General features: G+C 67.0%; 17 protein-coding genes, 4 tRNA genes and 2 pseudogenes. 7 read left to right on the top strand and 16 right to left on the bottom strand.

The features are described from left to right. Window positions 1-227, bottom strand: a 227-nt coding sequence (locus tag AC1DYK_RS03600) for an acetyl-coenzyme A synthetase N-terminal domain-containing protein (protein WP_478165002.1), incomplete at its 3' end; no start/stop codon positions are given. Window positions 228-391: 164 nt separating this feature from the next. Here AC1DYK_RS03600 and AC1DYK_RS03595 point away from each other — a divergent pair. Beyond that, window positions 392-1,012 (top strand): TIGR00645 family protein, encoded by a 621-nt coding sequence (locus AC1DYK_RS03595; protein ID WP_478165001.1) that lies wholly within the window; start codon window positions 392-394, stop codon window positions 1,010-1,012. A 13-nt stretch (window positions 1,013-1,025) separates the two neighbouring features. Here the strand turns inward: AC1DYK_RS03595 and fumC are convergent, their stop codons facing one another. Continuing rightward, a complete protein-coding gene (gene fumC / locus AC1DYK_RS03590) occupies window positions 1,026-2,429 on the bottom strand; it encodes a class II fumarate hydratase (protein ID WP_478165000.1) in 1,404 nt (467 codons plus the stop codon). A 498-nt stretch (window positions 2,430-2,927) separates the two neighbouring features. Between fumC and proV the strand changes: the two are divergent. From proV to AC1DYK_RS03560, 6 genes and pseudogenes are all read left to right on the top strand, one after another. Continuing rightward, window positions 2,928-4,159, top strand: a pseudogene (gene proV / locus AC1DYK_RS03585) (glycine betaine/L-proline ABC transporter ATP-binding protein ProV). A 17-nt stretch (window positions 4,160-4,176) separates the two neighbouring features. Continuing rightward, on the top strand, window positions 4,177-5,355 hold the full coding sequence (gene proW / locus AC1DYK_RS03580) for a glycine betaine/L-proline ABC transporter permease ProW (protein ID WP_478164999.1): 1,179 nt from the start codon (window positions 4,177-4,179) through the stop codon (window positions 5,353-5,355). Between the two features lie 35 nt (window positions 5,356-5,390). After that, window positions 5,391-6,401: a glycine betaine/L-proline ABC transporter substrate-binding protein ProX gene (gene proX / locus AC1DYK_RS03575; protein WP_478164998.1), complete on the top strand. Its 1,011-nt coding sequence runs from the start codon at window positions 5,391-5,393 to the stop codon at window positions 6,399-6,401. Window positions 6,402-6,472: 71 nt separating this feature from the next. After that, a complete protein-coding gene (locus tag AC1DYK_RS03570; RefSeq protein ID WP_478164997.1) occupies window positions 6,473-8,023 on the top strand; it encodes a fumarate hydratase in 1,551 nt (516 codons plus the stop codon). Beyond that, window positions 8,020-8,832, top strand: coding sequence for a glutamate racemase (murI, locus tag AC1DYK_RS03565; protein ID WP_478164996.1), 813 nt, complete (start codon window positions 8,020-8,022; stop codon window positions 8,830-8,832). Before AC1DYK_RS03570 ends, murI begins: the two co-directional genes overlap by 4 nt. Beyond that, entirely contained in the window at window positions 8,832-9,605 is a 774-nt protein-coding gene (locus AC1DYK_RS03560) for a PA3715 family protein (protein WP_478164995.1), read from the top strand. Before murI ends, AC1DYK_RS03560 begins: the two co-directional genes overlap by 1 nt. A gap of 132 nt (window positions 9,606-9,737) precedes the next feature. Here the strand turns inward: AC1DYK_RS03560 and AC1DYK_RS03555 are convergent, their stop codons facing one another. From AC1DYK_RS03555 to AC1DYK_RS03490, 14 genes and pseudogenes are all read right to left on the bottom strand, one after another. Next, window positions 9,738-11,036, bottom strand: coding sequence for an MFS transporter (locus tag AC1DYK_RS03555; protein WP_478164994.1), 1,299 nt, complete (start codon window positions 11,034-11,036; stop codon window positions 9,738-9,740). Window positions 11,037-11,123: 87 nt separating this feature from the next. Continuing rightward, on the bottom strand, window positions 11,124-11,756 hold the full coding sequence (locus tag AC1DYK_RS03550) for a DUF6806 family protein (protein WP_286367536.1): 633 nt from the start codon (window positions 11,754-11,756) through the stop codon (window positions 11,124-11,126). Between the two features lie 22 nt (window positions 11,757-11,778). Beyond that, window positions 11,779-11,871 (bottom strand) — tRNA-Leu (locus AC1DYK_RS03545). Between the two features lie 86 nt (window positions 11,872-11,957). Then, window positions 11,958-12,031 (bottom strand) — tRNA-Cys (locus tag AC1DYK_RS03540). Window positions 12,032-12,152: 121 nt separating this feature from the next. After that, a complete protein-coding gene (locus AC1DYK_RS03535; RefSeq protein WP_478164993.1) occupies window positions 12,153-13,070 on the bottom strand; it encodes a cation diffusion facilitator family transporter in 918 nt (305 codons plus the stop codon). A gap of 160 nt (window positions 13,071-13,230) precedes the next feature. Beyond that, window positions 13,231-13,306 (bottom strand) — tRNA-Gly (locus tag AC1DYK_RS03530). Window positions 13,307-13,360: 54 nt separating this feature from the next. Continuing rightward, window positions 13,361-15,802 (bottom strand): endopeptidase La, encoded by a 2,442-nt coding sequence (gene lon / locus AC1DYK_RS03525; RefSeq protein WP_478164992.1) that lies wholly within the window; start codon window positions 15,800-15,802, stop codon window positions 13,361-13,363. Window positions 15,803-15,924: 122 nt separating this feature from the next. Further along, a complete protein-coding gene (gene clpX, locus AC1DYK_RS03520) occupies window positions 15,925-17,190 on the bottom strand; it encodes an ATP-dependent Clp protease ATP-binding subunit ClpX (protein ID WP_478094807.1) in 1,266 nt (421 codons plus the stop codon). 136 nt (window positions 17,191-17,326) lie between these two features. Then, the gene (gene clpP / locus AC1DYK_RS03515) at window positions 17,327-17,935 is read right to left on the bottom strand and encodes an ATP-dependent Clp endopeptidase proteolytic subunit ClpP (RefSeq protein ID WP_478164991.1); all 609 of its coding nucleotides are present in this window, start codon (window positions 17,933-17,935) and stop codon (window positions 17,327-17,329) included. 92 nt (window positions 17,936-18,027) lie between these two features. Beyond that, complete coding sequence (gene tig / locus AC1DYK_RS03510) at window positions 18,028-19,341, bottom strand: trigger factor (protein WP_478164990.1); 1,314 nt, start codon at window positions 19,339-19,341, stop codon at window positions 18,028-18,030. 31 nt (window positions 19,342-19,372) lie between these two features. After that, a tRNA-Leu gene (locus AC1DYK_RS03505) sits at window positions 19,373-19,459 on the bottom strand. A 126-nt stretch (window positions 19,460-19,585) separates the two neighbouring features. Further along, complete coding sequence (locus AC1DYK_RS03500) at window positions 19,586-22,753, bottom strand: efflux RND transporter permease subunit (protein ID WP_478164989.1); 3,168 nt, start codon at window positions 22,751-22,753, stop codon at window positions 19,586-19,588. A 10-nt stretch (window positions 22,754-22,763) separates the two neighbouring features. Next, window positions 22,764-23,900: an efflux RND transporter periplasmic adaptor subunit gene (locus AC1DYK_RS03495; protein ID WP_478164988.1), complete on the bottom strand. Its 1,137-nt coding sequence runs from the start codon at window positions 23,898-23,900 to the stop codon at window positions 22,764-22,766. Window positions 23,901-24,180: 280 nt separating this feature from the next. After that, a pseudogene (locus AC1DYK_RS03490) lies at window positions 24,181-26,020 on the bottom strand (potassium transporter Kup). Between the last annotated feature and the right edge of the window lie 102 nt (window positions 26,021-26,122).

Here is a 26,122-nt window from a genome sequence, read left to right as displayed (position 1 = left end):
TAGAAAGGCGCATTCGATTCGTCGAGCGTGCGCGTGAAGGGTTGGGTCCACACCACGTTGGCTTGCGCCTGGCGGGCCCAGAAGCCGTCGAAGTCGTCCGCGGCCTCCTTGCAGAGGGCGTCGTACGCCGCCATGCTGGCGATGCGCGCCCCTTTGGTGGCCCGCTCGTCCGGCGGGAAAACACGGTTCTCGACCAGGACGGATTCGATCGTGGATGCGCTGCTCATTCTTGTCTCCTGTACCAAACGTGATGACGGGCGGTAATGTCGGGTTCGGCACTTACGGCCGACTGACGGCACATATTAACGACCCCAACCGGCGCAAGGCCTCATGGGGCAGCCCCTAGAATCGCGCGTTTACAGTTGTTGGCAAGTCCCGCCGAAACCTTTCGATGTCAAACGACGACACCACCCTTCTTCCGAAACGCGGCAAAGTCTCGCCGCTGCGTCCGCTCCCCAACCTGATCTTCGCCAGCCGCTGGCTGCAGCTGCCGCTGTATCTGGGCCTGATCGTCGCCCAGGCCGTGTACGTGATGCATTTCCTGGTCGAGCTCACGCACCTGGTCGAGGCCGCCTTCGGCAGCACGGATGCGCTCGAAGCCCTGGTCACCAGCATCGGCTACAAGACCGCCGCGCCGGTAACGACGCTGAACGAGACCGTGATCATGCTGGTGGTGCTGGCGCTGATCGACGTGGTGATGATCTCCAACCTGCTGATCATGGTGATCGTCGGCGGCTACGAGACCTTCGTCAGCCGCCTGAACCTCGAAGGCCATCGCGACCAGCCCGAATGGCTGAGCCACGTCAACGCCTCGGTGCTGAAGGTCAAGCTGGCCACCGCCATCATCGGCATCAGCTCGATCCACCTGCTCAAGACCTTCATCAACGCGGACAACTACACCGACCGCGTGCTGATCGCGCAGACCGCGATCCACATCACCTTCCTGCTGTCGGCGATTGCGATTGCCTACACGGACAGGCTGATGTCCCGGACCCTCGAAGACGCCCACTGACCTGGGGGAGCGCTCACGGCAGGCGCCCCGTCATGTTCTCCGGCACCACCCACTGGTCGAACTGCTCGGCCGTGAGGTGACCGGAAGCGATCGCCGCCTCGCGCAGGCTGCTGCCTTCCTTGTGCGCCTTCTTCGCGATGAAGGCCGCCTTGTCGTAGCCGATGTGGGTGTTGAGCGCGGTCACCAGCATCAGCGAGCGCTGTACCAGTTCGCTGATGCGCTCGCGGTTCGGCTCGATGCCCACGGCGCAATGGTCATTGAAGCTCACCATGCCGTCGGCCAGCAGGCGCACGCTCTGCAGGAAGTTGTGCGCCACCATCGGGCGGAACACGTTGAGCTCGAAGTTGCCGGAGGCGCCGCCGAAGTTGATCGCGACGTCGTTGCCGAACACCTGGGCCGCGAGCATCGTGACCGCCTCGCTCTGCGTCGGGTTGACCTTGCCCGGCATGATCGAGGAGCCGGGCTCGTTCTCGGGAATGCTGAGCTCGCCGATGCCGCTGCGCGGCCCGCTGGCGAGCCAGCGCACGTCGTTGGCGATCTTCATCAGGCTGGCGGCCAGGGTCTTCAAGGCGCCGTGCGCGTGCACCAGCGCGTCGACGCTGGCCATCGCCTCGAACTTGTTCGGTGCCGTGACGAAGGGCAACCCGGTGAGCTTCGCCAGTTCGGCCGCCACCTGTTCGGCGTAGCCCTTGGGCGCATTCAGCCCGGTGCCCACCGCGGTCCCGCCCAGCGCCAGCTCGCACAGGTGCGGCAGCGCGGCGCGCACATGCGCCTCGCCGTGCGCCAGTTGCGCGACATAGCCTGAGAACTCCTGCCCCAGCGTCAGCGGCGTGGCATCCTGCAGATGGGTGCGGCCGATCTTCACGATGTCGGCGAAGTCGGTCGACTTCTTTTCCAGCGTCCCGCGCAGCCTGGCGATCGCCGGCAGCAGCTTGTGCGTGATCGCCTCGACCGCCGCGACGTGCATCGCGGTCGGGAACACGTCGTTCGACGACTGGCTGCGGTTGACGTCATCGTTCGGATGCACGAGGCGCCCCTCCCCGCGCTCGCCGCCCAGCAGTTCGCTGGCGCGGTTGGCCAGCACCTCGTTGACGTTCATGTTCGTCTGCGTGCCCGAGCCGGTCTGCCACACCACCAGAGGGAACTCGTCGGCGTGCCGCCCGGCGATCACTTCGTCGGCGGCGGCGGCGATGGCCTGGGTCTTCTTCTCGTCCTGGAGGCCCAGCGCATGGTTCACCACCGCCGAGGCGCGCTTGACCTGCGCCAGGGCGCGGATGATCTCGCGCGGCTGCTGCTCGCCGGAGATGTCGAAGTTCTGCAGCGAGCGCTGGGTCTGCGCGCCCCACAGCTTGTCCGCAGGGACCTCGATCGGGCCGAAGGTGTCGCGTTCGACGCGGGTCTGGGGGGATGTCGTCATGAAGGAACTCCTCTGTCAGGGATAGGGGATCGGCCGTTCACCGGGCGCTACACCAAGTATCGCCTCGAACAAGAATGGCTCGCATTTGATCTGGCTGTGCAGTCTTGACTCTTCATGTCAAAAAGTTATAATCCACCTTCCCAGACGATCAACAAGTCATGTTGATCGGCCTGCACTACTCGCGGATCTCCGAATCCCGTCGCGGTGCAGGATCCTCTTGCGCCGGGTCCAGCCCGGCAACCGGCCGGTTTTTTCCGGCCCCATTGCTACGCCACGCTCATCCAGGCGGCGCCCCTCGACCAGGCCCGCTGTTCTGCGACTGAAGCATCCGGTGGGCACGGGTTTCGTCGCCATGTCGTCTTCAGTGCCCATCGGCAGCCCTTGAGGCTCGCCGGGCCGCTGCGCGCGCTTTCCGGTGGCCCCTTCGGCTGCTGGCGCGGCCGCCGTCGCCCTCGTGGGCGACGCCCTGTCCACCCTTCCTACAAGGAGCCCCGGCGTATGGCCAAAGGAATTCTCATCGATCACGTGTTCAAGGTCTTCGGCGACGAGCCGGATCAGGCCCTGGACCTGGTCCGGCAAGGCTTTTCCAAGAAGGAGATCCTGGCGCGCACCGGCCAGTCGATCGGCGTGTTCGACGCCACCTTCGAGATCCAGGCGGGCGAGATCTTCGTCATCATGGGCCTTTCGGGCCGACGCTGGTGCGCCTGCTCAACCGGCTGATCGAGCCGACCGCCGGCCGCATCGTGATCGACGGCGCGGACATCAACGAGCACTCCGACGCGAAACTGCGCGCGCTGCGCCGCAAGGACATCAGCATGGTGTTCCAGTCCTTCGCCCTGATGCCGCACATGACGGTGCGCGAGAACACCGCCTTCGGCCTCGAGCTCGCCGGCGCCGGCAAGAAGGAACGCCTCGACCAGGCCGACCAGGCGCTCGCGCAGGTGGGGCTCGCGGGCTGGGGCGACAGTTATCCCGACGAACTCTCGGGCGGCATGCAGCAGCGCGTGGGCCTGGCGCGCGCACTGGCTTCCGACCCCTCCATCCTGCTGATGGACGAGGCCTTCTCGGCGCTCGACCCGATCATCCGGACCGAGATGCAGTCGGAGCTGCTGCGCCTCCAGCAGGCCCAGCGCCGCACCATCGTCTTCATCTCCCACGACCTCGACGAGGCCATGCGCATCGGCGACCGCATCGCCATCATGAAGGACGGCCAGGTGATCCAGGTCGGCACGCCCGACGAGATCCTGCGCAGCCCGGCCGACGACTACGTGCGCAGCTTTGTGCGCGGTGTCGATGCCGCGGCGGTCTTCAAGGCCGCGGACATCGCGCGCAAGTCGCTCACCGTGGTCTCCGAGCACGCCGACCGCGGCGCGCGCGCGGCGCTCAAGCTGCTCGAGGACCAGGACCGCGACCACGCCTACGTGGTGAGCGCCGGCAAGCGCTACCTGGGCACGGTGTCGGCCGACACGCTGCGCGCGGCCCTCGACGGGCATTCGGGCCCGCTGGGCCTGCAGCACGCGTTCCTGGATGCGCTGCCGCCGATCGCGGCGGATGCGCCTGTGGCCGGCCTGTTCGGCCAGGTGGCGCAGGCGCCGTGCGCCGTGCCGGTGGTGGCCGGCGACGGCCGCTTCTGCGGGGCCATCAGCAAGACCACGCTGCTGAAGTTCCTCGACCGCGACACGCCGCCGATGGAGCCCGCGACTGCCGTCGCCATCGCCGAAACGCTCTGACCCCGAAGGACCTCTTGATGAACGACACCGCACTTCCTTCCGAACTCGCCCCGTTGAACGACGCCGTGACGTCGCCGCCGTCGCTGCCGCCGCAGACATCCATCGACCCCTGGGCCAGCGTCTCCGCGACGCCCGATGCGTCCGCGACCAGCGACTGGCTCGATGCACCGGCCCCGATCGACGCGGCCCGGCAACTGGCCGGATCGGTCGATCCCGCGGCCGGCGGCTTCCAGCTGCAACGCCTCTGGGATGGCTCCATGCCCGTCGAGTCCTGGATCAACCGGGGGCTCGGCTGGGTGGTGGAGCACTTCCGCCCCTTTTTCCAGACCGTGCGGCTGCCCATCGACGGCACGCTGACCTGGGTGCAGGGCCTTCTCAACGGTCTCCCGGCACTGGCCATGATCGCGCTGATCGGCCTGCTGGCCTGGCAGTTCGCCGGCCGCAAGCTCGCCATCGGCACCGCCGTGTCGCTGCTGCTGGTGGCGCTGCTCGGCATCTGGTCCGAAGCGATGGTCACGCTGTCGCTGGTGCTGACCTCGCTGGTGTTCTGCTTGGGTGTCGGCCTGCCGCTGGGCGTGCTGCTGGCCAGCAGCGACCGGGCCCAGCGCCTGATGCGCCCGGTGCTCGATGCGATGCAGACCACGCCCGCCTTCGTCTACCTGGTGCCGGTGGTGATGCTGTTCGGCATCGGCAACGTGCCGGGCGTGATCGTGACCATCATCTTCGCGCTGGCGCCGCTGGTGCGCCTGACCAACCTGGGCCTGCGCCAGGTGCGGCCGGACCTGATCGAGGCGGCCCGCGCCTACGGGGCATCGCCCTGGCAGATGCTCGTGAAGGTGCAGTTGCCGCTGGCCATGCCCTCCATCATGGCGGGCATCAACCAGGCCCTGATGCTCTCGCTGTCGATGGTGGTGATCGCCTCGATGATCGCCGTCGGCGGGCTGGGCCAGATGGTGCTGCGCGGCATCGGCCGGCTCGACATGGGCCTGGCGACCGTCGGCGGCCTGGGCATCGTGCTGCTGGCCATCACGCTCGACCGCCTGACCCAGGCCGTGGGCCGGTCGCGCCGCAGCAGCGCGCGCCGCTGGTGGCAGACCGGCCCGGCCGGCCTCGCGCTGCGCCTGCTGCATCGCCTGGTGCGCCCGTCGCGCAGCGAGAACGAAGCCGTTGCGGCCTTGTCCACGCAAGCGCAGTGAAGGGCCTGGCCATGACCTTCGAAGGAATCCAACGCATGAGAAGAACCCGCACCGTCGCACGCAGCCTGCTGGCCATCGGCCTGCTGGCCCTCGGCCTCGCCACCCAGGCCCGCGCCAACACTGATCTGCCCGGCAAGGGCGTCACGGTGCAGCCGCTCAAGAGCTCGCTGGCGGAAGAGATGTTCCAGACGCTGCTGGTGTCCAGGGCCCTGGAGAAGCTCGGCTACGCGGTCGAACCGATGAAGGACCTCGAACCCGCCACCGAGCACCTGGCGATCGCCAACGGGGACGCCACCTTCATGGCCAACCACTGGAACCTGCTGCACGCCGACTTCTACAGGAACAGCGGCGGCGATGCCCGTCTGTTTCGCCAGGGGGTCTATGCGGACGGTGCGGTCCAGGGCTACCTGATCGACCGGAAAACGGCCGACCAGTACGGCATCACCAGCATCGACCAGTTGAAGGACCCGGCGATCGCGAAGCTGTTCGACACCGACGGCGACGGCAAGGCGGACCTGACCGGCTGCAACCCCGGCTGGGGCTGCGAACTGGCGATCGAGAACCACCTCGCGGCCTACCAGCTGCGCGACAGCGTGACCCACAGGCAAGGCAGCTATGCGGCGCTGATGGCCGATACCATCGCGCGCTTCAAGCAAGGCCAGCCGATCCTCTACTACACCTGGACGCCCTATTGGGTCAGCGCCGTGCTGCGGCCGGGCACGGACGTGGTCTGGCTGCAGGTGCCGTTCTCGTCCTCGCAGGGCGACAGCGTCGACACCCGGCTCCCCAACGGCAGAAACTACGGCTTCCTGGCCAACCGACAGCAGATCGTCGCCAACAAGGACTTCGTCGCGAAGAATCCTGCGGCCGGCCGCCTGTTCGAGACCATGAAGCTGCCGATCGCCGACATCAACGCCCAGAACCTGCGCATGAGCCAGGGCGCCAACACCCAGCGGGACGTCGAGCGCCACGTCGACGGCTGGATCCGGGTCCACCAGACGCTGTTCGACGGCTGGATCAAGGAGGCGCGGGCCGCCGCGAGGTGAGGCGCCCGCGGGTTTTTACCGGCTGAGATAATCGCGGGGCGTCCCCCCACTCACAAGAACGTTTCCCCACCATGACCACCATTCAGCAAGCCGACCTGATCGAGTCGGTTTCCGCCGCGCTGCAATACATCAGCTACTACCACCCGGCCGACTACATCGCCCACCTGGCCCGCGCCTACGAGCGCGAGCAGAGCCCGGCGGCCAAGGACGCGATGGCGCAGATCCTCACCAACAGCAAGATGAGCGCGACCGGCCACCGCCCGATCTGCCAGGACACCGGCATCGTCAACGTGTTCCTGAAGGTGGGCATGGACGTGCGCTGGGGCGGCTTCACGGGCAGCCTGGACGATGCCATCAACGAAGGCGTGCGCCGCGGCTACAACCACCCCGACAACACGCTGCGCGCCTCGGTCGTGGCCGACCCGCAGTTCGACCGCAAGAACACCAAGGACAACACGCCGGCCGTGATCTTCACCGAGATCGTCCCCGGCAACACGGTCGAAGTGACCGTCGCGGCCAAGGGCGGCGGCAGCGAGAACAAGAGCAAGCTCGCGATGTTGAACCCCGGCGACAGCATCGTCGACTGGGTGCTCAAGACCGTGCCGACCATGGGCGCCGGCTGGTGCCCGCCGGGCATGCTGGGCATCGGCATCGGCGGCACCGCCGAGAAGGCCGCGCTGATGGCCAAGCAAAGCCTGATGGACGACCTCGACATGCACGAGCTGCAGGCCAAGAAGGCCTCGGGCGCCGAGCTGACCAAGGTCGAGGCGCTGCGCATCGAGCTGTACGAGAAGGTCAACGCGCTGGGCATCGGCGCGCAAGGCCTGGGCGGCCTCTCCACCGTGCTCGACGTCAAGATCCAGATGTACCCCACGCACGCGGCCAGCAAGCCGGTGGCGATGATCCCGAACTGCGCCGCGACCCGCCACGCGCACTTCGTGCTCGACGGCTCGGGCCCGGTCTACCTCGAGGCGCCCTCGCTCGACCTCTGGCCGAAGATCGACTGGCAGCCCGACTACAACAAGAGCAAGCGGGTCGACCTCGACCAGCTCACGCCGGCCGAAGTCGCCAGCTGGAAGCCCGGCGACACCCTGCTGCTCAACGGCAAGATGCTGACCGGCCGCGATGCCGCCCACAAGCGCATCTCCGACATGCTGGCCAAGGGCGAGAAGCTGCCGGTGGACTTCACCAACCGCGTCATCTATTACGTCGGCCCGGTCGACCCGGTCGGCAACGAAGCCGTCGGCCCCGCCGGCCCGACCACCGCCACCCGCATGGACGGCTTCACCGAGATGATGCTGGCTCAGACCGGCCTGATCGCGATGATCGGCAAGGCCGAGCGCGGCCCGGTCGCGATCGAGGCCATCAAGAAGCACCAGAGCGCCTACCTCATGGCTGTCGGCGGCGCTGCCTACCTGGTGAGCAAGGCCATCAAGACCGCCCGTGTGGTCGGCTTCGCGGACCTCGGCATGGAAGCCATCTACGAGTTCGACGTGGTCGACATGCCGGTCACGGTGGCGGTCGATGCCGGCGGCACCAGCGCCCACATCACGGGCCCGGCCGAATGGCAGAAGCGCATCGCCAGCGGCGAGTTCAAGACCATCGCGCTGGAACCGGTTTGAGCCTGGCGCGCGTCGACGGGCCCGTGCATGCCGACGATCCGATCGGCGTGTTCGACAGCGGCGTCGGGGGCCTGAGCGTCCTCAACGCGCTGCGCGAGGCCTTGCCGCGCGAGCGCTTCGTCTACTTCGCCGACACCGCCCATGCGCCTTACGGCGAGCGCGGCGACGCCTTCGTTGCCGAACGCAGTGCCACGGTGGCGCGCCACCTGCTCGATGCGCACCGGATCAAGGCGCTGGTGGTGGCCTGCAACACCGCCACCGCGGCCGCGATCCACCGGCTGCGCGCCGACCACCCGGCGCTGCCCGTGGTCGGCGTCGAGCCCGCACTCAAGCCCGCGGTGGCGCTGAGCCGAACCGGGCACATCGCGGTGCTGGCGACCCGCGTGACCATCGAGAGCCGCAAGTTCCAGACGCTGCTCGCCTCGCTGGCCGGACAGGCCACCTTCAGCATCGTGGCCTGCGACGGCCTGGCCGGCGCCATCGAGCGCTCCGACGCGGCGCGGATCTCGGCGCTGTGCGAACAGTATTCGGCCGCCGCAGGGCACTTCGGCCGCGGCGACGGCCAGCTCGACACGCTGGTGCTGGGCTGCACCCACTACCCCTTCATCGCCGACGAATTGCGCCGCCACACCGGGGAAGCGGTCCGCTTCATCGATACCGGCGCCCCCGTGGCGCAGCAGACGCTGCGTTTGCTTGCCCAGGCCGGAACGCAGCGCACCGAAGGCATCGGCGACCTGTGCCTGCTGAGCAGCGGCGCCCCCGAATCGCTGAACGCCGCGGCCGCCCGCTGGCTCGCGGCGCCCGCCTGATGCGCCGCCTGCGCCGCGCACTGCTTCTTGGCGGGCTGCTGGGCAGCTTCGGCATCGCCTCCCAGGCAGCCTGCGACACCGGCCTGGCGGAGCGCATGCATGCCAAGCTGCATCCGAAGCGCACGCTCGACCACGAACGCGCCGTTTGCGAACCGTGGCGCGGCGTCCCGGGCCGCTTCATCGTCGTGCTGCCTCTGCCGCGCCCGTCGACAGAGCCCGGCAGCCGCCAGTTCGATCTCGACGTGCTCGTGGTGCAGCAGGCCGACAACGGCAACACCGAGCGTGCCAAGGTCGTGAGCCGGCTGTTCGAGGAAGACGTGCTGACCGAGGACGCGGTGCGCATCGGCGAGATCCGAGTCGACGGCACGCGCTATGCGCTGGCGCCCGACGCGCGCGCCTTCGGGCTGCGCATCCTGCGCCAGGGTTCGTCGCGCGCCAATCCCTATTCGAACGAGAGCCTGTCGCTCTATGTGCCCCAGGGGCCGAAGCTCGCGAAAGTGCTCGACGGGCTCGAACTCACGCTCGAGCAAGGCGAATGGGACACCAGCTGCACCGGCAGCTTCGAGACCGTGCGCGGCAGCCTCTCCGTGGCCCGTGGCAGCACCGGCGGCTATGCCGACCTGCTCCTGCACCAGGCCCGCTCCGAAAGCCGCTCGAGCCCGCTGGGAGACGAATGCGTCACGCAGGAGCGGCGGCAGACCTTCAAGTCGCGCGTGCTGCGCTACGACGGCACGCGCTACCGCCTGGCCAAGGGCGCCGCGCCGATGGATTGAGCCCCCACGCTCCCTCACTGCGTGTGGTCGCTGCCCCCCGAGGGGGACGCTGCAGCCCGCCCGTCCGTGCGAAGCGCGGACTTCGCCGCCCTGGCGGCCCGGCGCCCGCCTGGCCTCAGGCGCACGCGAAGCTCAGGCCCGCAGCGCCGCTTCCCGCCCGCGCCGCATGTCGATCGGCAGCAGCAGCAGCAGCCCCCCCACGAAAAGCACCGCCGTCGAGAGGATTGCGATCCGCTGGTTGCCGCCGGTTGCCCAGGTGATCGCGCCGTAGCTCAGCGGCCCCACGATGCTCGCGAGCCGGGTGGCGAAGGTCCAGAGACCGAAGAACTCGGCCAGCTGGCGCGGCGGCGCCAGGATGCCGGTCATGGCGCGCCCGGCCGACTGGCTGGACCCCATGGCCAGGCCGGCGATCGCGGCGGCCCACCAGAAGCCGCCCTTGGTGCTCACCGAGGCGGCGATCAGGCAGACCGCGATCCAGGCGACCAGCGTCCCCGCCAGCGAGCGCCGATGGCCGATCCGGTCCTGCAGGTAGCCGAAGCCGAAGGCACCGAGCGCCGCCGCGATATTGAGCACGAAGATCAGCACCATCGTCTCGCTGGGCACGAAGCCGATCACCTGCTCGGCGTAGATCGCCGCCAGCGTGATCGCCACCGCCACGCCCCCCTGGTAGCAGACGGTGCAGGCCAGCAGCCACATGAAGTCGCGGTAGGCGCGGGCCTCCCGAAAGGTGTCGCGCAACTGCAGCCAGGCGCTCTGGTCGGGGCCGCGCTGCTGCGGCAGCGCGCGCTCGGGCAGCAGCGCGAAGGTGACGCAGGCCGCCGCGCCATAGATCGCTGCCGTGATCAGCATCGTGACCGGCACGAAATGCGCGGCCGGCAGTCCGCGCGCCTGGGCCGAGAGCACATAGGCCAGGCAGAGACCCAGCGCCAGCATGCCGCCGAGGTAGCCGAAGGCCCAGCCCCAGCCGCTGACCTTGCCCATGCCTTCGGCGGTGGCGAGTTCCGGCAGGAAGGCGCCGGTGAGCGACTCGCCGTAGGAATAGAAGGCATTGGAGACGATCACCAGGGCCATCGCGAGCGCCACGGCGTAGGGCCCCGTCAGGCGCGGCGTCAGGGCCAGCGCCGCGGTGCCCGCCACGCAGGCCAGGGTCACGGTGACCAGCACCCGCTTCTTGGCCGCGTGCAGGTCGGCCCAGGCGCCGATCGCGGGCATCGTGACCATGACGATCGCGTACGAGATGCTGAGCGCCGCGGTCCAGGCGAAGGCGCCCCAGGGCGCACCCTGGGCGATGCCGCCGACGAAATAGGCGGCGAATACGGCGGTGATGACCACCGTGGTGTAGCCCGAATTGGCGAAGTCGTACATCGCCCAGCCGAACACCTCGCGCTTGCGCACGCCGGGCTGGAGGGCGGATTGGGGAAACAGGGCCAAGCGAGGACTCCGTGAAAGGAAGGTCGCCGAGCATAGCGGAGCGGCGTGGCCGCCCCGCGTCAGGAACGTCAGGGCCCGTGAACAGCCCTAGTGCAGGTGGCGCGGACGGCGGCCGCCGCCGTGGCCGCCGCTGCCGGCACCGCCGGTGCCGCCGCGCGGGCGCTTGCCGATCTCGAGCGAGTTCACCAGCGCGTCGAAGCGGTCGCCGAAGAGCTTGTCGATCTCGGCCACCACCCCGCCGAGCTCGGCGCCGTCGAAATGGCGTTCCATCAGGTTCACCACGTCCTCGACCAGCAGGTCGCGCTGAACTTGCATGATCGCCGCCGGATTCGGACCGACGAAGAGCATCAGGAAGTCGTCGCGCGACTCCTCGTCGGGGTCGCCCTCTTCCTCGTCGAAGTCGGTGTCGTAGAAGGTGACCTCGAGCGCCGCGCCCTGCTCGGACAGCTCGTTGAGGGCCATGCACATCTCGTCGAGCGCCTGGCGGAAGTCCTCGTCGCCGGCCACGGTCCAGCAGATCTGGAGCATGTGCTCTTTCTGCTCGAAGCGGATGCCGGGCTCTTCTTCGTAGACGCTGGTGGCGCCATCGGCCAGCGACTTGGCGCCGGCGTATTTCCAGAGCGGGGCGAGCGCTTCCTGGATCTGCTCGAAGCTCACGTCGGAACGCAGCGGCACATCGCCGTGCACATGGATTTCGAACGGAGCGTTGTAGCGAGGCATGTCTTGCTCCCTTGTAGTGTGGTGGTGCCCGGAACCGGGGTCGAACCGGTATGCCCCTTATTCAGGAAGCGGCGGATTTTAAGTCCGATGTGTCTACCAATTTCACCATCCGGGCTTCCGGTCGGACAACGACGATACCGCAAACGAACACAGCCCCGGCAACGTGGGTTGGCGGGGCTGCATTTTCGGTACCGATGTCGGTGGAGGCGCGACCCGGAGTCGAACCGGGCTAGACGGATTTGCAATCCGTTGCATAACCGCTTTGCTATCGCGCCACGCTTTTCAGTCTTGCAGTTCCGAACGGGTCGAAACCGCGGGAGTCCAGCTTGCACGATGTGCCCGCTGAGCCTTCCCGGCAAGCCCGCGATTCTACAACACCGCCGAGGCGCGCCCTCCTCACAGCCAGTCCGGATTGGCAGTGAACGTGATCGACAGCCACCGGTCGAGGCTGCCATACTCGGACAGGCGCTTGGCGATGTCCTGGCGCAGCGTATCGAAACGGTGGATGTCGGCCTCGAAATCCGCCGGCACCACGACATTGATGTCGACCATGTAGACGCGACCGCTCTTCGCGACATAGCTGCGATAGCCGATGAAGCCGTGCCGCTCCTTCATCACCGCCATGACCTCGCGCACGTGGTAGTGCAGCTCAGGGGGAGCGATCAGGAACACCTCCTTCAGGGCCTTGGCCACGATGCCGATCGGGATCGGCAGCAGCCCGATCACCAGCACCATCAGGATCACAGGGTCGGCATAGGGCTCCAGATGCGCGTAGCCCATCCCGGCGAGCAGGCGGGAGATGCCGAAACCCGCGAACAGCGCCAGCGTGATGCAGCCCGACATCAGGAAGCTCTTCATGTCGATGCGGATGAACTCGGAGTCGAGCCGCCTGTTGGCGCGTCGCTCGTACAGGTACATGCCGAAGCAGACCCCGCAGACGATCACCGAATAGGCCGCCGCGCTGCCGAAGTTCACCACCTGGCCACCGTCCAGGAAACCCTTCAATGCATTGATGAAGGCGTAGACGCACACGGTGAGCAGGATGATGCCGTTGAACGCAGCCACCAGCGGCTCGAGGTGCCAGAAGCCGTATTGGAAGCTGCGGCTGCCCTCCCGCAGCAGCAGCCTCGACACGTACAGCGCCAGCATCGACATGGCCGCGTCGATGACCGAGAACAGGCCGTCGAAGATGATCGACTGGGACTCCGCCAACAGCCCGAGCATGACGCCAAGGATCGCGATCGCGAACGTCACCCAGATCGAAAGGCCGAGCACGAACTGCTCGCTCTGAAGTGTCTTTTCCGAATCCGCCATGCTCCTCCTCGAAGACGCGCATCCCAGCGGCCGAGTCTAGCGACGAACGCAGCAGCCAGGCACGACAGGAAAGCGGAACGGGGCGTTGAGCGCGGCGGCCTTCGACGGGCTACGCCGGCAGAAAAAGAAAAAGGAGGCCGAAGCCTCCTTTTATCGAATGTGGAGCGGGAAAAGAGTCTCGAACTCTCGACCTCAACCTTGGCAAGGTTGCGCTCTACCAACTGAGCTATTCCCGCGTTTCGAGCCTCGAATTATATAGCAATTTTTCGAGGCCCCGCAACTCTCGAAGCTCAATGCTTCACTGAACCTTCCACCGGCGTCGCTGCGCGCTGCTTGGCCAGTTCGGCCACCGCAGCCGCAGAGGCCGCAACCTCCTCGTCGGACAACGGCGTCGGCATCTTCTCCAGTGCGATCTCGAGCACCTTGTCGATCCACTTCACGGGCACGATCTCGAGGCCGTTCTTCACGTTCTCCGGGATGTCCTGCAGGTCCTTGGCGTTCTCTTCCGGAATCAGCACCGTCTTGATGCCGCCGCGCAACGCCGCCAGCAGTTTTTCCTTCAGGCCGCCGATCGCCGTGACCTCGCCGCGCAGCGTGATCTCGCCGGTCATGGCGACGTCGCCGCGCACCGGGATGCCGGTCAGCGCCGAGACGAAGGCGGTGGTCATCGCAGCGCCTGCGCTCGGGCCGTCCTTGGGTGTCGCACCATCGGGCACGTGGATGTGGATGTCGCGCTTCTCGAACACTTCATCCTTGATGCCGAGCCGGCGGGCACGGCTGCGCACCACGGTGCGCGCCGCTTCCACCGATTCCTTCATCACGTCGCCGAGCGATCCGGTGCGGCTGATCACGCCCTTGCCGGGCATGGTCACCGCCTCGATCGTGAGCAGGTCGCCGCCGACCTCGGTCCACGCGAGGCCGACCACCTGGCCGACCTGGTTCTGCTTCTCGGCCAGGCCGAAGCTGTACTTGCGCACGCCGAGGAAATCGTTGAGGTTCGCGCCGGTGACCAGCACCTTGGGCTCCATCTTCTTCAGCAGCAGGCCCTTGACCACCTTGCGGCAAATCTTCGAGAGCTCGCGCTCGAGCGAACGCACGCCGGCTTCACGGGTGTAGTAGCGCACGATGTCGCGCACCGCTTCCTCGTTGATCAGCAGCTCTTCTTCCTTCACGCCGTTGTTCTTCATCTGCTTGGGCAGCAGGTACTTCAGCGCGATGTGGGTCTTCTCGTCCTCGGTATAGCCCGCCAGGCGGATCACTTCCATCCGGTCCAGCAGCGCCGGCGGGATGTTCATCGAGTTCGAGGTGGCGACGAACATCACGTCGGAGAGGTCGAAGTCGACCTCGACGTAGTGGTCGCCGAAGGTGTGGTTCTGCTCGGGGTCGAGCACCTCGAGCAGCGCGCTCGACGGGTCGCCGCGGAAGTCGGTGCCCAGCTTGTCGATCTCGTCGAGCAGGAACAGCGGGTTGCGCGTGCCGACCTTGTTCAGGCTCTGCAGCACCTTGCCCGGCAGTGCGCCGATGTAGGTGCGGCGATGACCGCGGATCTCGGCCTCGTCACGCATCCCGCCCAGCGCCATGCGCGTGTACTTGCGGCCGGTCGCCTTGGCGATCGACTGCCCGAGCGAGGTCTTTCCGACACCCGGAGGGCCGACCAGGCACAGGATCGGCGCCTTGACCTTGTCGACGCGCTGCTGCACCGCGAGATATTCCAGGATGCGGTCCTTGACCTTCTCGAGGCCGTAGTGATCCTCGTTGAGCACCGCTTCGGCGTTCGCGAGGTCGTGCTTGATCTTGGTCTTCTTGCTCCAGGGCAGGCCGATCAGCACGTCGATGTAGTTGCGCACCACGGTGGCCTCGGCCGACATCGGCGACATCAGCTTGAGCTTCTTGAGCTCGCTCTCGGCCTTCTTGAGCGCGTCCTTGGGCATCTTGGCGAGCTTGATCTTCTTCTCGATCTCCTCGATGTCCGCGCCCTCCTCGCCCTCGCCGAGCTCCTTCTGGATCGCCTTGACCTGCTCGTTCAGGTAGAAGTCGCGCTGGTTCTTTTCCATCTGGCGCTTCACTCGGCCGCGGATCTTCTTGTCGACGTTGAGGATGTCGACCTCGCGCTCGAGCTGGCCGAACAGGTTCTCGAGCCGGGCCTTGATGTCGTCCAGGTCGAGCACCGCCTGCTTGTTGTCGAGCTTGAGCGGCAGGTGCGCGGCGATGGTGTCGGCCAGCCGGCCCGGATCGTCGATGCTCGAGATCGAGGTCAGGATCTCGGGCGGGATCTTCTTGTTGAGCTTCACGTACTGGTCGAACTGCTGCATCACGGCACGGCGCAGCGCCTCGACCTCGGTGCCCTTCTGGGCCGCAGCCTCGGCCGCCTCGACCGGCGTCACGTTGGCCGAGAAATGGGTCTCGCCGTCGTCGATGCGGTTCACGCGGGCGCGTTGCTGGCCCTCGACCAGCACTTTCACCGTGCCGTCAGGCAGCTTCAGCATCTGCAGGATGGTCGAGATGCAGCCGACCTCGAACATGTCCTCGACCGAGGGCTCGTCCTTGGCGGCAGCCTTCTGCGCCACCAGCATGATGCGGCGCTCGGCTTCCATCGCCAGCTCGAGCGCCTTGATGCTCTTGGGCCGGCCGACGAAAAGCGGAATCACCATGTGGGGGAACACGACCACGTCGCGCAGCGGCAACAGCGGCAGGTCGAGCTCGGAAGCAGGCAGGGGGGTATGACCGGACATGGAAATCCTTTACTTGATCATGGAAAGATGGTCGGCCGCGCGCACTTTTCAAGTGCGCGGGCACGGTCTTCGTCGAAGACGCCGGACGCCTGGCGGGAAGGGCGCGTCCGGTGCAGCTGCATTCAGGCCTTCTTGGCCGCCTCGCGATAGACCAGCAGCGGTGGCTTGTTCTCGTCGATGGTCGACTCCTCGACCACCACCTTGTCAACATTGGTGGCGTTCGGCAGCTCGAACATGGTGTCGATCAGCGACTGCTCGAGGATCGAGCGCAGGCCGCGCGCGCCGGTCTTGCGGGCCAGGGCCTTGCGGGCAATGGCCTTGAGCGCCGCCGGGCGGATCTCGAGGTCGACGCCTTCCATCTGCAGCAGCTTGGTGAACTGCTTGACCACCGCATTCTTGGGTTCGGTCAGGATCTGCACCAGGGCGTCTTCGCTCAGTTCGGCCAGCGAAGCGACCACCGGCATCCGCCCGACCAGTTCGGGGATCAACCCGAACTTGATCAGGTCTTCGGGTTCAACCTCGCGGAACACCTCGGTGACGCTGCGCTGCTTCTTGCTCTTGACCGAGGCGCCGAAACCGATGCCCGAGGCCTCGGTGCGGTTCTCGATCACCTTTTCGAGTCCGGCGAAGGCACCGCCGCAGATGAACAGGATGTTGGTGGTGTCGATCTGCAGGAAGTCCTGGTTCGGGTGCTTGCGCCCGCCCTGGGGCGGCACGCTGGCCATGGTGCCTTCGATCAGCTTCAGCAGCGCCTGCTGCACGCCCTCGCCCGAGACGTCGCGGGTGATCGACGGGTTGTCCGACTTGCGCGAGATCTTGTCGATCTCGTCGATGTAGACGATGCCGCGCTGGGCCCGCTCGACCTCGTAGTTGCAGCTCTGCAGCAGCTTCTGGATGATGTTCTCGACGTCCTCGCCGACATAGCCGGCCTCGGTCAGCGTGGTGGCGTCGGCCATTACGAACGGCACGTCGAGCATGCGCGCCAAGGTCTGCGCCAGCAGGGTCTTGCCCGATCCGGTCGGCCCGATCAGGAGAATGTTGCTCTTGCTGAGCTCGACGTCGTCGCCCTTGGACTTTTCCTTGTGGCGCAGGCGCTTGTAGTGGTTGTAGACCGCCACCGACAGCATCCGCTTGGCCGGCTCCTGGCCGATCACGTAATTGTCGAGGTTGGACTTGATCTCCAGCGGGGTCGGCAGGTCGTTGCGCGCCTCGCGCGCGTCATCGCCCGTCGGCAATTCGTCGCGAATGATCTCGTTGCAGAGGTCGATGCACTCGTCGCAGATGAAGACCGACGGTCCGGCAATCAGCTTCTTGACCTCGTGCTGGCTCTTCCCGCAGAACGAGCAGTAGAGCGTTTTTTCGCTGGAGGAGCCTTTTTTCTCGGCCATGGGCAGATGCCTCGTAACAGGGGTTTAACAATGATAGCGAAGATGAAAGCCCACAAGCCCATCGCTGGCCTGAAGAAAAACGGCGCTTTCCCGCAGGAAAACGCCGTTGTTGCGCGCTCGCCTCAGCGCGCGCCTTTCAGCTGCGCTTGGAGATGACCTGGTCGATCAGGCCGTACTCCTTGGATTCGTCGGCCGTCAGGAAGTAGTCGCGCTCGGTGTCGCGGGCAATCTTCTCGAACGACTGGCCGGTGCGCTCGGCTAGGATGCGGTTCATCTGCTCGCGCGTCTTGAGGATGTCGCGGGCGTGGATCTCGATGTCCGTGGCCTGGCCGCGGGCGCCGCCGAGCACCTGGTGAATCATGATCTTCGAGTTGGGCAGCGAGTAACGCTTGCCCTTCTCGCCGGCCGCCAGCAGGAAGGCGCCCATGCTGGCCGCGAAGCCGATGCACAGGGTTGACACGTCGGGCTTGATGAACTGCATGGTGTCGTAGATCGCCATGCCGGCGCTGACGCTGCCGCCCGGGGAATTGATATAGAACGAAATATCCTTGTCGGGATTCTCGCTCTCGAGGAACAGCAGCTGCGCCACCACCAGGTTGGCGGTCTGGTCGTTGACTTCACCGACCAGGAAGATCACGCGCTCCTTGAGCAGGCGCGAATAGATGTCGTAGGAACGCTCGCCGCGGCCCGATTGCTCGATGACCATCGGAACCATGCCGAGGCCTTGAATGTCCTGTGCGCTCATGTTTGCTCTCCAGAGGGGTTTTGTACCGTACCCAGACGAAATGGGGCTCGTGCCACAAAGCACAAGCCCCATGGCCGCGGAGTCCGGAGGGATCAGCCCTGCTGGGCCATCAGTTCGTCGAAGGACACCGACTTGGCATTGACCTTGGCCTTGCCGAGCACGAAATCCGTGACGTTGTTCTCGATCACCACCGCTTCGACCTCCGCCAGGCGGCGGTTGTCGCTGAAATACCAGCGCACCACGTCGGCCGGCTTTTCGTAGCTGGCGGCGAGTTCGTCGATGTGGGCCTTGATCTGCTCCGGCTTGGCCTGCAGGTTGTTGGCACGCACCAGTTCGGCCACCACCAGGCCCAGGCGCACGCGGCGCTCGGCCTGGGGACGGAACACGTCGTCGGGGATCGGGGCCTTGTCGGCGTCCTTGATGCCGCGCTGCTTGAGCTCGGCGCGGGCGCCTTCGATCATGCGGTCGACTTCGGCCTGGACGCTGGACTTCGGCAGGTCGAGTTCGGCGTTGGCGATCAGGGCGTCCATCACGGCGTTCTTGTTGCGCGCCAGCAGGCGGAACTTGACCTCGCGCTCGAGGTTGCGCTTGATGTCGGCGCGCAGGCCCTCGACCGTGGCGTCGGCGATGCCGAGCGACTTGGCCAGCTGTTCGTTGATTTCGGGCAGGTGCGAAGCCTCGATCTTCTTCACGGTGACCATGAAGTCGGCCTGCTTGCCGGCCACGTCCTTGCCGTGGTAGTCGGCCGGGAACGACAGCGGGAAGGTGCGGCTGTCGCCGGACTTCAGGCCGCGCACGGCGTCCTCGAACTCCTTGAGCATCTGGCCTTCGCCGACGATGAACTGGAAGTCCTCGGCCTTGCCGCCCTGGAAGGTCTCGCCGTCGATCTTCCCCTCGAAGTCGACCGTGACGCGGTCGCCGTCGGCCACCGCGGCGTCTTGCGCGCGCTGGGCGAAGGTGCGGCGCTGCTTGCGCAGGATGTCGAGCGTCTTGTCGATGGCTTCGTCACCCACTTCGGCGTCGATCTTCTCGACTTCGGCGCCCGACAGCTCGTTGATCTTGACGTCCGGGAACACCTCGAAGACCGCGTCGAAAGCCAGTTGGCCTTCGGGCGACTCTTCCTTCTCGGTGATGCGCGGCTGGCCGGCCACCCGCAGCTTGGCCTCGTTGGCGGCCTGCGAGAAGGCCTCGCCGACCTTGTCGTTCATGACCTCGTAGTGGACCGAGTAGCCGTAGCGCTGGGCGACCACGTTCATCGGCACCTTGCCGGGACGGAAACCGTCCATCTTGACGGTGCGGGCCAGCTTCTTGAGGCGCGAATCGACCTCGGACTGGATGGTGCCGACCGGCAAGGTCAGCGTGATCTTGCGTTCGAGCTTCTCGAGGGTTTCAACGTTCACGGTCATTTCAGTCTTCCTTTTGAGGGGTCTTTTTTGCTGGTGCGCGGGGCCGGACTCGAACCGGCACGTTCTTGCGAACGTCAGGACCTAAACCTGGTGCGTCTACCAATTTCGCCACCCGCGCAGTTCCAGTTATCAGTTTTTCAGGTGCTTGCCGAGGATGGCCTGGCGCACTTCGCGCCCTGCCTTCGGTAAATTGCGGCGGATGGGGCCTTCGCTCCATCCGCCTGAAATCGGTCAACCGCGTATTTTAAACGCTAACCGGAACCGTTCCTGGCGCCTCACCCGTCTCGCGCTTGACGCCGAAGCAGGCCGCGTACATCGCCGGCAGCGCCAGCAGGGTCAGCACCGTGGCGACAATCAGGCCGCCCATGATCGCCACCGCCATCGGGCCCCAGAAGACGCTGCGCGACAGCGGGATCATCGCCAGCACCGCGGCCGCCGCGGTCAACACGATGGGCCGCAGGCGCCGCACCGCCGATTCGACGATCGCGTCCCAGGCCGGCACGCCCGCGGCGCGGTCGCTCTCGATCTGGTCGATCAGGATCACCGCGTTGCGCTGGATCATGCCCATCAGCGCGATCACGCCCAGCAGCGCGACGAATCCGAAGGGCCGGTTCGAGACCAGCAGCGCGCCAGCCACGCCGACGATACCGAGCGGCCCCGTGATGAAGACCAGCAGCGAGCGGCTGAAGCTGTGGAGCTGCAGCATCAGCAGCGTGAACACCAGGAACAGCATGATCGGCACGCCGGCCACGATCGAGGCCGAACCCTTGCTGCTCTCTTCCACCGCGCCCGCCACCTCGATGCGGTAGCCGCCCTGCCCGGCGGCATGCCACCTGGCCTCGAGTTCGCGCAGTTTCGGCAGCAGTTCGTTGGTGACGGTCGCACCTTGCAGGCCTTCGACGACGTCCCCCTGCACCGTGACCGCGTAGTCGCGGTTCCAGCGCCACATCACGCCCGGCTCCCAGGTGAACACCGGCTTGGCGATCTGGGTCAGCGGGATCGAGCGGCCCGAACTGGTGGGCAGGTAGGCGTTGCCGATGTCCGAGATCGCCTCGCGCTCGTCCGGCGACTGGCGCAGCACGATGTCGATCAAGAGGTCGTTCTCGCGGAACTGGCCGACCGTGGTGCCGCTGAACATGGTGCGCGAGGCCTGGGCGATGGCCTGGCTGGTGACGCCCAGCGCCCGTGCCTTGTCCTGGTCGACCTCGAGCCGGATCACCTTGACCGATTCGTTCCAGTTGTCGTTGACGCCGCGCATGTGGGCGTTCTCGCGCATCAGCGCCTTGACCTCGTCGGCATGCACCCGCAGCTGCGCGGGGTCGGCGCCGACGACGCGGAACTGCACCGGGTACGGCACCGGCGGGCCGTTGGGCAGCAGCTTGACGCGGCCCCGGGCCTCGGGGAATTCCTCCGCCAGCACGGCCGGCAGATGCAGGCGCAGCTTCTCGCGGATCTTGAGATCCTTGGACAGCAGGATCAGCTGCGCCACGTTGGTCTGCGGGAACACCTGGTCCAGCGGCAGGTAGAAGCGCGGCACGCCCGAGCCGATCCAGCTCGTGACGGTCGAGATGCCCTCTTCCTGCTGCAGGCGCTGTTCGACCCGTTTCACGACGTCCTCGTTGGCGGCGAAGGAGGTGCCCTCAGGGAACCACAGCTCGACAAGGATCTCGGGCCGGCTCGAATCCGGAAAGAACTGCTGCTGTACCTTGCCCATGCCGACGATGCCGAGCGCGAACATCAGCACCGTGGCGCCGATGGTCAGCCAGCGGTGCTCCACGCACCAGTTCACCGACTTGCGGAAGGCGTTGTAGAAGGGCGTGTCGAAGAGTTCGTGCGGCGGCGCGTCGGGGTCGTGCGGCTTGACCTTGAGCAGCAGCGTGCCGAGGTAGGGCACGAAGTAGACCGAGACGAACCAGCTCAGCACCAGCGCGATCACGGTGACCGCGAAGATCGCGTAGGTGTATTCGCCGGTCATCGATTTCGCCAGCCCGATCGGCAGGAATCCGGCCGCGGTGATCAGTGTCCCGGTGAGCATCGGCTTGGCCGTGACGTCGTAGGCGAAGGTGGCGGCGCGCACCTTGTCGTAGCCCTCCTCCATCTTGCGCACCATCATCTCGACCGCGATGATCGCGTCGTCCACCAGCAGGCCGAGCGCGATGATCAGCGAGCCCAGCGATATCTTGTGCAGCCCGATCCCCAGGTAGTTCATCGCCAGGAAGGTCACGGCCAGCACCAGCGGGATCGTGATCGCCACCACCAGCCCGGGCCGGATGTCCACGTGCCAGCCGAAGCGCCCGCCCTTGTGCAGCCCGAGGGCGACGAAGCTGACCGCCAGCACGATCGCCACGGCCTCGATCAGCACGCTGACGAATTCGTTGACCGAGCTGGCGACCGACACCGGCTGGTCCTGCACCTGCACCAGCTTGACGCCGAGCGGCAGCCGTCGGTCGATCTCGCCGGTGGCCGCGCGCAAGGCCTTGCCGAGCGCGATGATGTCGCCGCCCTTGGCCATCGAGACGCCGAGGGCGATCACCTCGCGGCCCTGGTGGCGGACCTTGATCGCCGGCGGATCGACGTAGCCACGGCGGATCTCGGCGATGTCGCCGAGACGCAGATGGTTGCCGGAGCTGCCGCGGATCGGCATCGCGCGCAGCTGCTCGACGCTGGTGAACTGGCCGCCCACGCGCACCTGGACCACGTCCAGCGGCGCCTGGATCGTGCCGGCGCTCTCGACCGCGTTCTGCGAGCCGATCTGCGCCAGCACGGCATTGAAGTCCAGGCCCAGCTGCGCGATGCGCTTGTGCGACACCTCGATGAAGATCTTCTCGTCCTGGACGCCGAACTGCTCGACCTTGGCCACGTCCTTGACGCGCAAGAGCCGCTGACGCACGTCGTCGGCGAAGGTCTTGAGCTCGGCGTAGCTGAAGCCGTCGCTTTCGAGCGCGTAGATGACGCCGTAGACGTCGCCGAAGTCATCGTTGAAGAACGGCCCTTGCACGCCGGCCGGCAGGGTCGATCGCATGTCGGCGATCTTCTTGCGCACCGTGTACCAGACGTTCGCCACTTCGCCGGGCTTGGACGAGTCCTTGATCTCGAAAATGATCTGCGACTCGCCGGGCTTGGAGTAGCTGCGGATCTTGTCGGCGTAGGGCGCCTCCTGCAGCGTGCGCTCGAGCTTGTCGGTCACCTGCTCGGCCACCTGCTGGGCGGTGGCGCCCGGCCAGTAGGTGCGCACCACCATCGCCCGGAAGGTGAAGGGCGGGTCCTCGTCCTGGCCGAGCTGGAAGTAGGACGCGAAGCCCAGCAGCATCAGCACCAGCATCAGGTAGCGCGTGAGCGCCGCGTGTTCGAGGGCCCATTTCGAGAGGTTGAAGCCGGCCTTGCCGGGTTCGGCGTTCTGCTGCGACGTCATGGCGGCGTCCTCAGCGCGCGGCCACGGCCGGGCGCACCGACGCCTGCGCAGCCGCCGACTTGTCTCGGTAGATCGACACCTTCTGCCCCGGCGACAGCACATGCACGCCGGCCGCCACAACCAGCATCCCCGGCGCCAGGCCGGAAGCGACCACCGCCTCGTTGCCGTCGGCGGTCGCGACCTGCACCGGCTGCGAGCGCACCGTCAGGCTGGCGGGGTCGAGCACCCAGACCGCCGTGCCGCTGCCTTCGTGGCGCAGGGCGCTGGTCGGCAGCTTGAGGACCGGCGCGCCGCTGTGCGACAGCGCCTTCGGCCGCGCGTAGACCGTGGCGCCGAGCGCCGGCGCGGTGGCGGCATCGATCGCCACCTTGACCGAATAGGTGCGCGTGACCGCATCGGCGCTGGCCGCGACCTCGCGCACCTTGCCCTCGAATTCACCGCCGCCGGACCAGCCGCGCACCGTGACCGCCGATCCCGGCTTGATTAGGCCCGCGCGGTCTTCGGGCACCGCGAAAACGACATCGCGCGCGCCGTCCTGCGCGATGCGCACCACCGGCGCGCCAGCGGCGACCACCTGCCCCGGCTCGGCCTCGATCGCGGTGACGATGCCCGGCACGTCGGCCACCAGCGAGGTGTAGCTGGCCTGGTTGCCTTGCGCGGACAGTTGCGCCTGGGCCTGCTCGAGTTGCGCCTGGGCGGCCTTGTAGGTGCTCTCGCGGCGCTCCAGGTCGGCGCCGCTGATGAAGTTCTGCTCGCGCAGCTCGCGGTAGCGCTTGAGATCCGCCAGCGCCAGGTCGCGATTGGTCAGGGCCGCGGCATGCTGCGCCCTTGCACCCTCGGCGGCCAGGCGGAAGTCCTGCGGATCGAGCTGCGCCAGCACCTGGCCGGCCTGCACGTGCTGGCCGAGTTCGGCCTGGCGGCGAGCGATCTTGCCGGCGACGCGGAACCCGAGCCGGGACTCGACCCGGGCCTTCACCTCGGCCGAGAACTCGGGCTCGGTGTCGTAGGTGCTGGCGCCGACCTGGATGACCTTGACCGAACGCAGCGGTTCTTCGGCCGCGGGCGGACGCGAGCAGCCGGCCAGCGCGAGAGCGCCCAGCAACAGCCAGGCACGGCCACGAGGGGAAATGAAGGACGACGCGGTCATGGAGCACCCTTGAAGGAAAACGGGGTCATTAATGACCGGCCGGTTAGTAATCTAGGGTAAACACGAATCGATGTCAAACGAAAACAGCGCCGGTATCACGGCTACGGGCCTGCCGCGAGGGCGCACGCCAGGCCAACCCGAATGCCCTCCCCTAGGGGGCTGCGACCACACGAAGCGAGGGAGCGTGGGCCCCAGGCCGGCGCCGGGCCGCCCCAAGGCGGCCTGCGGCCCCCACGGGGGGCAGCGACCCACACGCAGTGGGGGAGCGTGGGGGCTCCAGTTACCCCCGCTGGCCCATCTCCACGAGCCGATTGCCCGGCAACTCGAAGTAGTCGGAGGCCCGGCCCGCGTTGCGCTGCAGCCAGCTGAACAGGGCCCGGCGCAACGGGTTCATGCCCGGCAGGTCGACGACCGCGGCCCGCGAGACGAAGTACGAGGTCGTCATCGACTCGCAGGCCAGGCCCCGCTGGTAGGCCAGGATGCGGATGAATTCAGGCACGTCGGCCCGCTCCATGTAGCCATGGCGCGCGGTGACGACCCACACGCCGCTGCCGAGCGACTCGGCCTCGATCCGCTGGCGCGCATCGATGCGCGGGGTGTTGCAGGCCAGCACCCGGAGCACGATCACCTGTTCGTGCAGTACCTGGTTGTTGCTTGAGGTTGTGCAGCAGCGCATGCGGCACCGTGTCGGCGTCGGCGTTGAGGAACACGGCGGTGCCCCGGACCCGGTGCGGCATGTGGGTCTCGAGCGACTGGACGAAAGGCACCAGCGGCAGGCGCTCCGCCTCCGCCGCCGCCAGTCCGAGCCGCCGGCCCTTGCCCCAGGTCGTGAACAGCAGCATCACCGCCACCGCCACCGCCAGCGTGAGCCAGCCGCCCTGCATGACCTTCAGGCTGTTCGCCACCACGAAAGTGAGATCGACCGCCGCGAAGACCAGCACCCCGGCCACCACGGCCGCCCGGTTCCAGCGCCAGAGCCGCCAGGCGACCACACCGGTCAGCAGCGTGGTCGTCACCATCGTGATCGAGACCGCGATCCCATAGGCCGCAGACAGGGCGCTCGAGCTTCGGAATCCCAGCACCAGCAGCAGCACACCGACCATCAGCAGCCAGTTGATGGTCGGCACGTAGATCTGGCCGATGGTTTCGCCGGAGGTCTGGACGATCCGCATGCGCGGCAGATAGCCCATGCGCATGGCCTGCGCCGTGATCGAGAAGGCGCCCGAGATCACCGCCTGCGAAGCGATCACGGTGGCCATCGCGGCCAGCACCACCATCGGCACCACGGCCCAGGACGGAAAGAGCCTGAAAAAAGGGTTGTCGATGGCGGCCGGATTCGCCAGCACCAGCGCGCCCTGGCCGAAATAGTTCAGGACCAGCCCGGGCAAGGCGATGAAGAGCCAGGCCAGCCGGATCGGCCCGGCGCCGAAATGACCCATGTCGGCATAGAGCGCCTCGCCCCCCGTGAAAGCCAGGAACACCGCGCCCAGCACCCCCAGCGACTGGGCGCGGTGGACCACCAGGAAGCCGATCGCGCGGCGCGGATCGAGCGCCGCCAGCACCTGGGGCTGCTGCAGCACCTGCCACAGCCCCGCCAGCGCGATCAGGACGAACCACAGCAGCATCACCGGCCCGAAGATCTTGCCGACCACGCCGGTGCCCTTGCGCTGCACCGCGAAGAACGCGAGCAGGATCGCGACCGTGATCGGAATCACGAACGGCTGCAATCCCGGCGCCTGGACTTCGAGGCCCTCGACGGCCGACAGGACGGAGATGGCCGGCGTGATCAGGCTGTCGCCATAGAAAGTGGCGGCGCCCACCAGGCCCAGCAGGCCGATCGCATGCACGACCCAGCGCCGGGCCGGCGGGTCGGACACCGCGTTGCCGGCCAGCGCCTGCAGCGCGAGGATGCCGCCTTCGCCGTCGTGATCGGCGCGCAGCACGAACACCACGTATTTCAGCGTCACGACGAACATCAGCCCCCAGAAGATCAGCGACAACAGCCCCAGCACCGCGTCGGGCGTGAACGGCACGCCGTGCTCCGGGTTCAGGGTTTCCTTGAAGGCATAGAGCGGCGAGGTGCCGATGTCGCCGAAGACCACCCCGAGGGCGGCGACCATCAGCAGCGGCCCGCCCGGTCGATGCGCCGCAGGATCGGCGGGATTCGGCTTCTGCGTCGGTGTTTTCATGGTGGCGGGTCCGTTGGCGCTGCGATCGTAGCC

Source organism: Variovorax sp. P2_H12, from assembly GCF_056403395.1.
The sequence above is the reverse complement of the archived record's forward strand: the minus strand, read 5'-3'. Positions and strand labels throughout refer to the sequence as shown.

What these genes read in the sequence shown, in the direction of transcription:
- AC1DYK_RS03595 (WP_478165001.1), top strand. Translation starts at nt 392, where the DNA reads ATGTCAAACGACGACACCACCCTTCTTCCGAAACGCGGCAAAGTCTCG.
- fumC (WP_478165000.1), bottom strand. Translation starts at nt 2,429, where the DNA reads ATGACGACATCCCCCCAGACCCGCGTCGAACGCGACACCTTCGGCCCG.
- proW (WP_478164999.1), top strand. Translation starts at nt 4,177, where the DNA reads ATGAACGACACCGCACTTCCTTCCGAACTCGCCCCGTTGAACGACGCC.
- proX (WP_478164998.1), top strand. Translation starts at nt 5,391, where the DNA reads ATGAGAAGAACCCGCACCGTCGCACGCAGCCTGCTGGCCATCGGCCTG.
- AC1DYK_RS03570 (WP_478164997.1), top strand. Translation starts at nt 6,473, where the DNA reads ATGACCACCATTCAGCAAGCCGACCTGATCGAGTCGGTTTCCGCCGCG.
- AC1DYK_RS03560 (WP_478164995.1), top strand. Translation starts at nt 8,832, where the DNA reads ATGCGCCGCCTGCGCCGCGCACTGCTTCTTGGCGGGCTGCTGGGCAGC.
- AC1DYK_RS03550 (WP_286367536.1), bottom strand. Translation starts at nt 11,756, where the DNA reads ATGCCTCGCTACAACGCTCCGTTCGAAATCCATGTGCACGGCGATGTG.
- AC1DYK_RS03535 (WP_478164993.1), bottom strand. Translation starts at nt 13,070, where the DNA reads ATGGCGGATTCGGAAAAGACACTTCAGAGCGAGCAGTTCGTGCTCGGC.
- lon (WP_478164992.1), bottom strand. Translation starts at nt 15,802, where the DNA reads ATGTCCGGTCATACCCCCCTGCCTGCTTCCGAGCTCGACCTGCCGCTG.
- clpX (WP_478094807.1), bottom strand. Translation starts at nt 17,190, where the DNA reads ATGGCCGAGAAAAAAGGCTCCTCCAGCGAAAAAACGCTCTACTGCTCG.
- clpP (WP_478164991.1), bottom strand. Translation starts at nt 17,935, where the DNA reads ATGAGCGCACAGGACATTCAAGGCCTCGGCATGGTTCCGATGGTCATC.
- tig (WP_478164990.1), bottom strand. Translation starts at nt 19,341, where the DNA reads ATGACCGTGAACGTTGAAACCCTCGAGAAGCTCGAACGCAAGATCACG.
- AC1DYK_RS03500 (WP_478164989.1), bottom strand. Translation starts at nt 22,753, where the DNA reads ATGACGTCGCAGCAGAACGCCGAACCCGGCAAGGCCGGCTTCAACCTC.
- AC1DYK_RS03495 (WP_478164988.1), bottom strand. Translation starts at nt 23,900, where the DNA reads ATGACCGCGTCGTCCTTCATTTCCCCTCGTGGCCGTGCCTGGCTGTTG.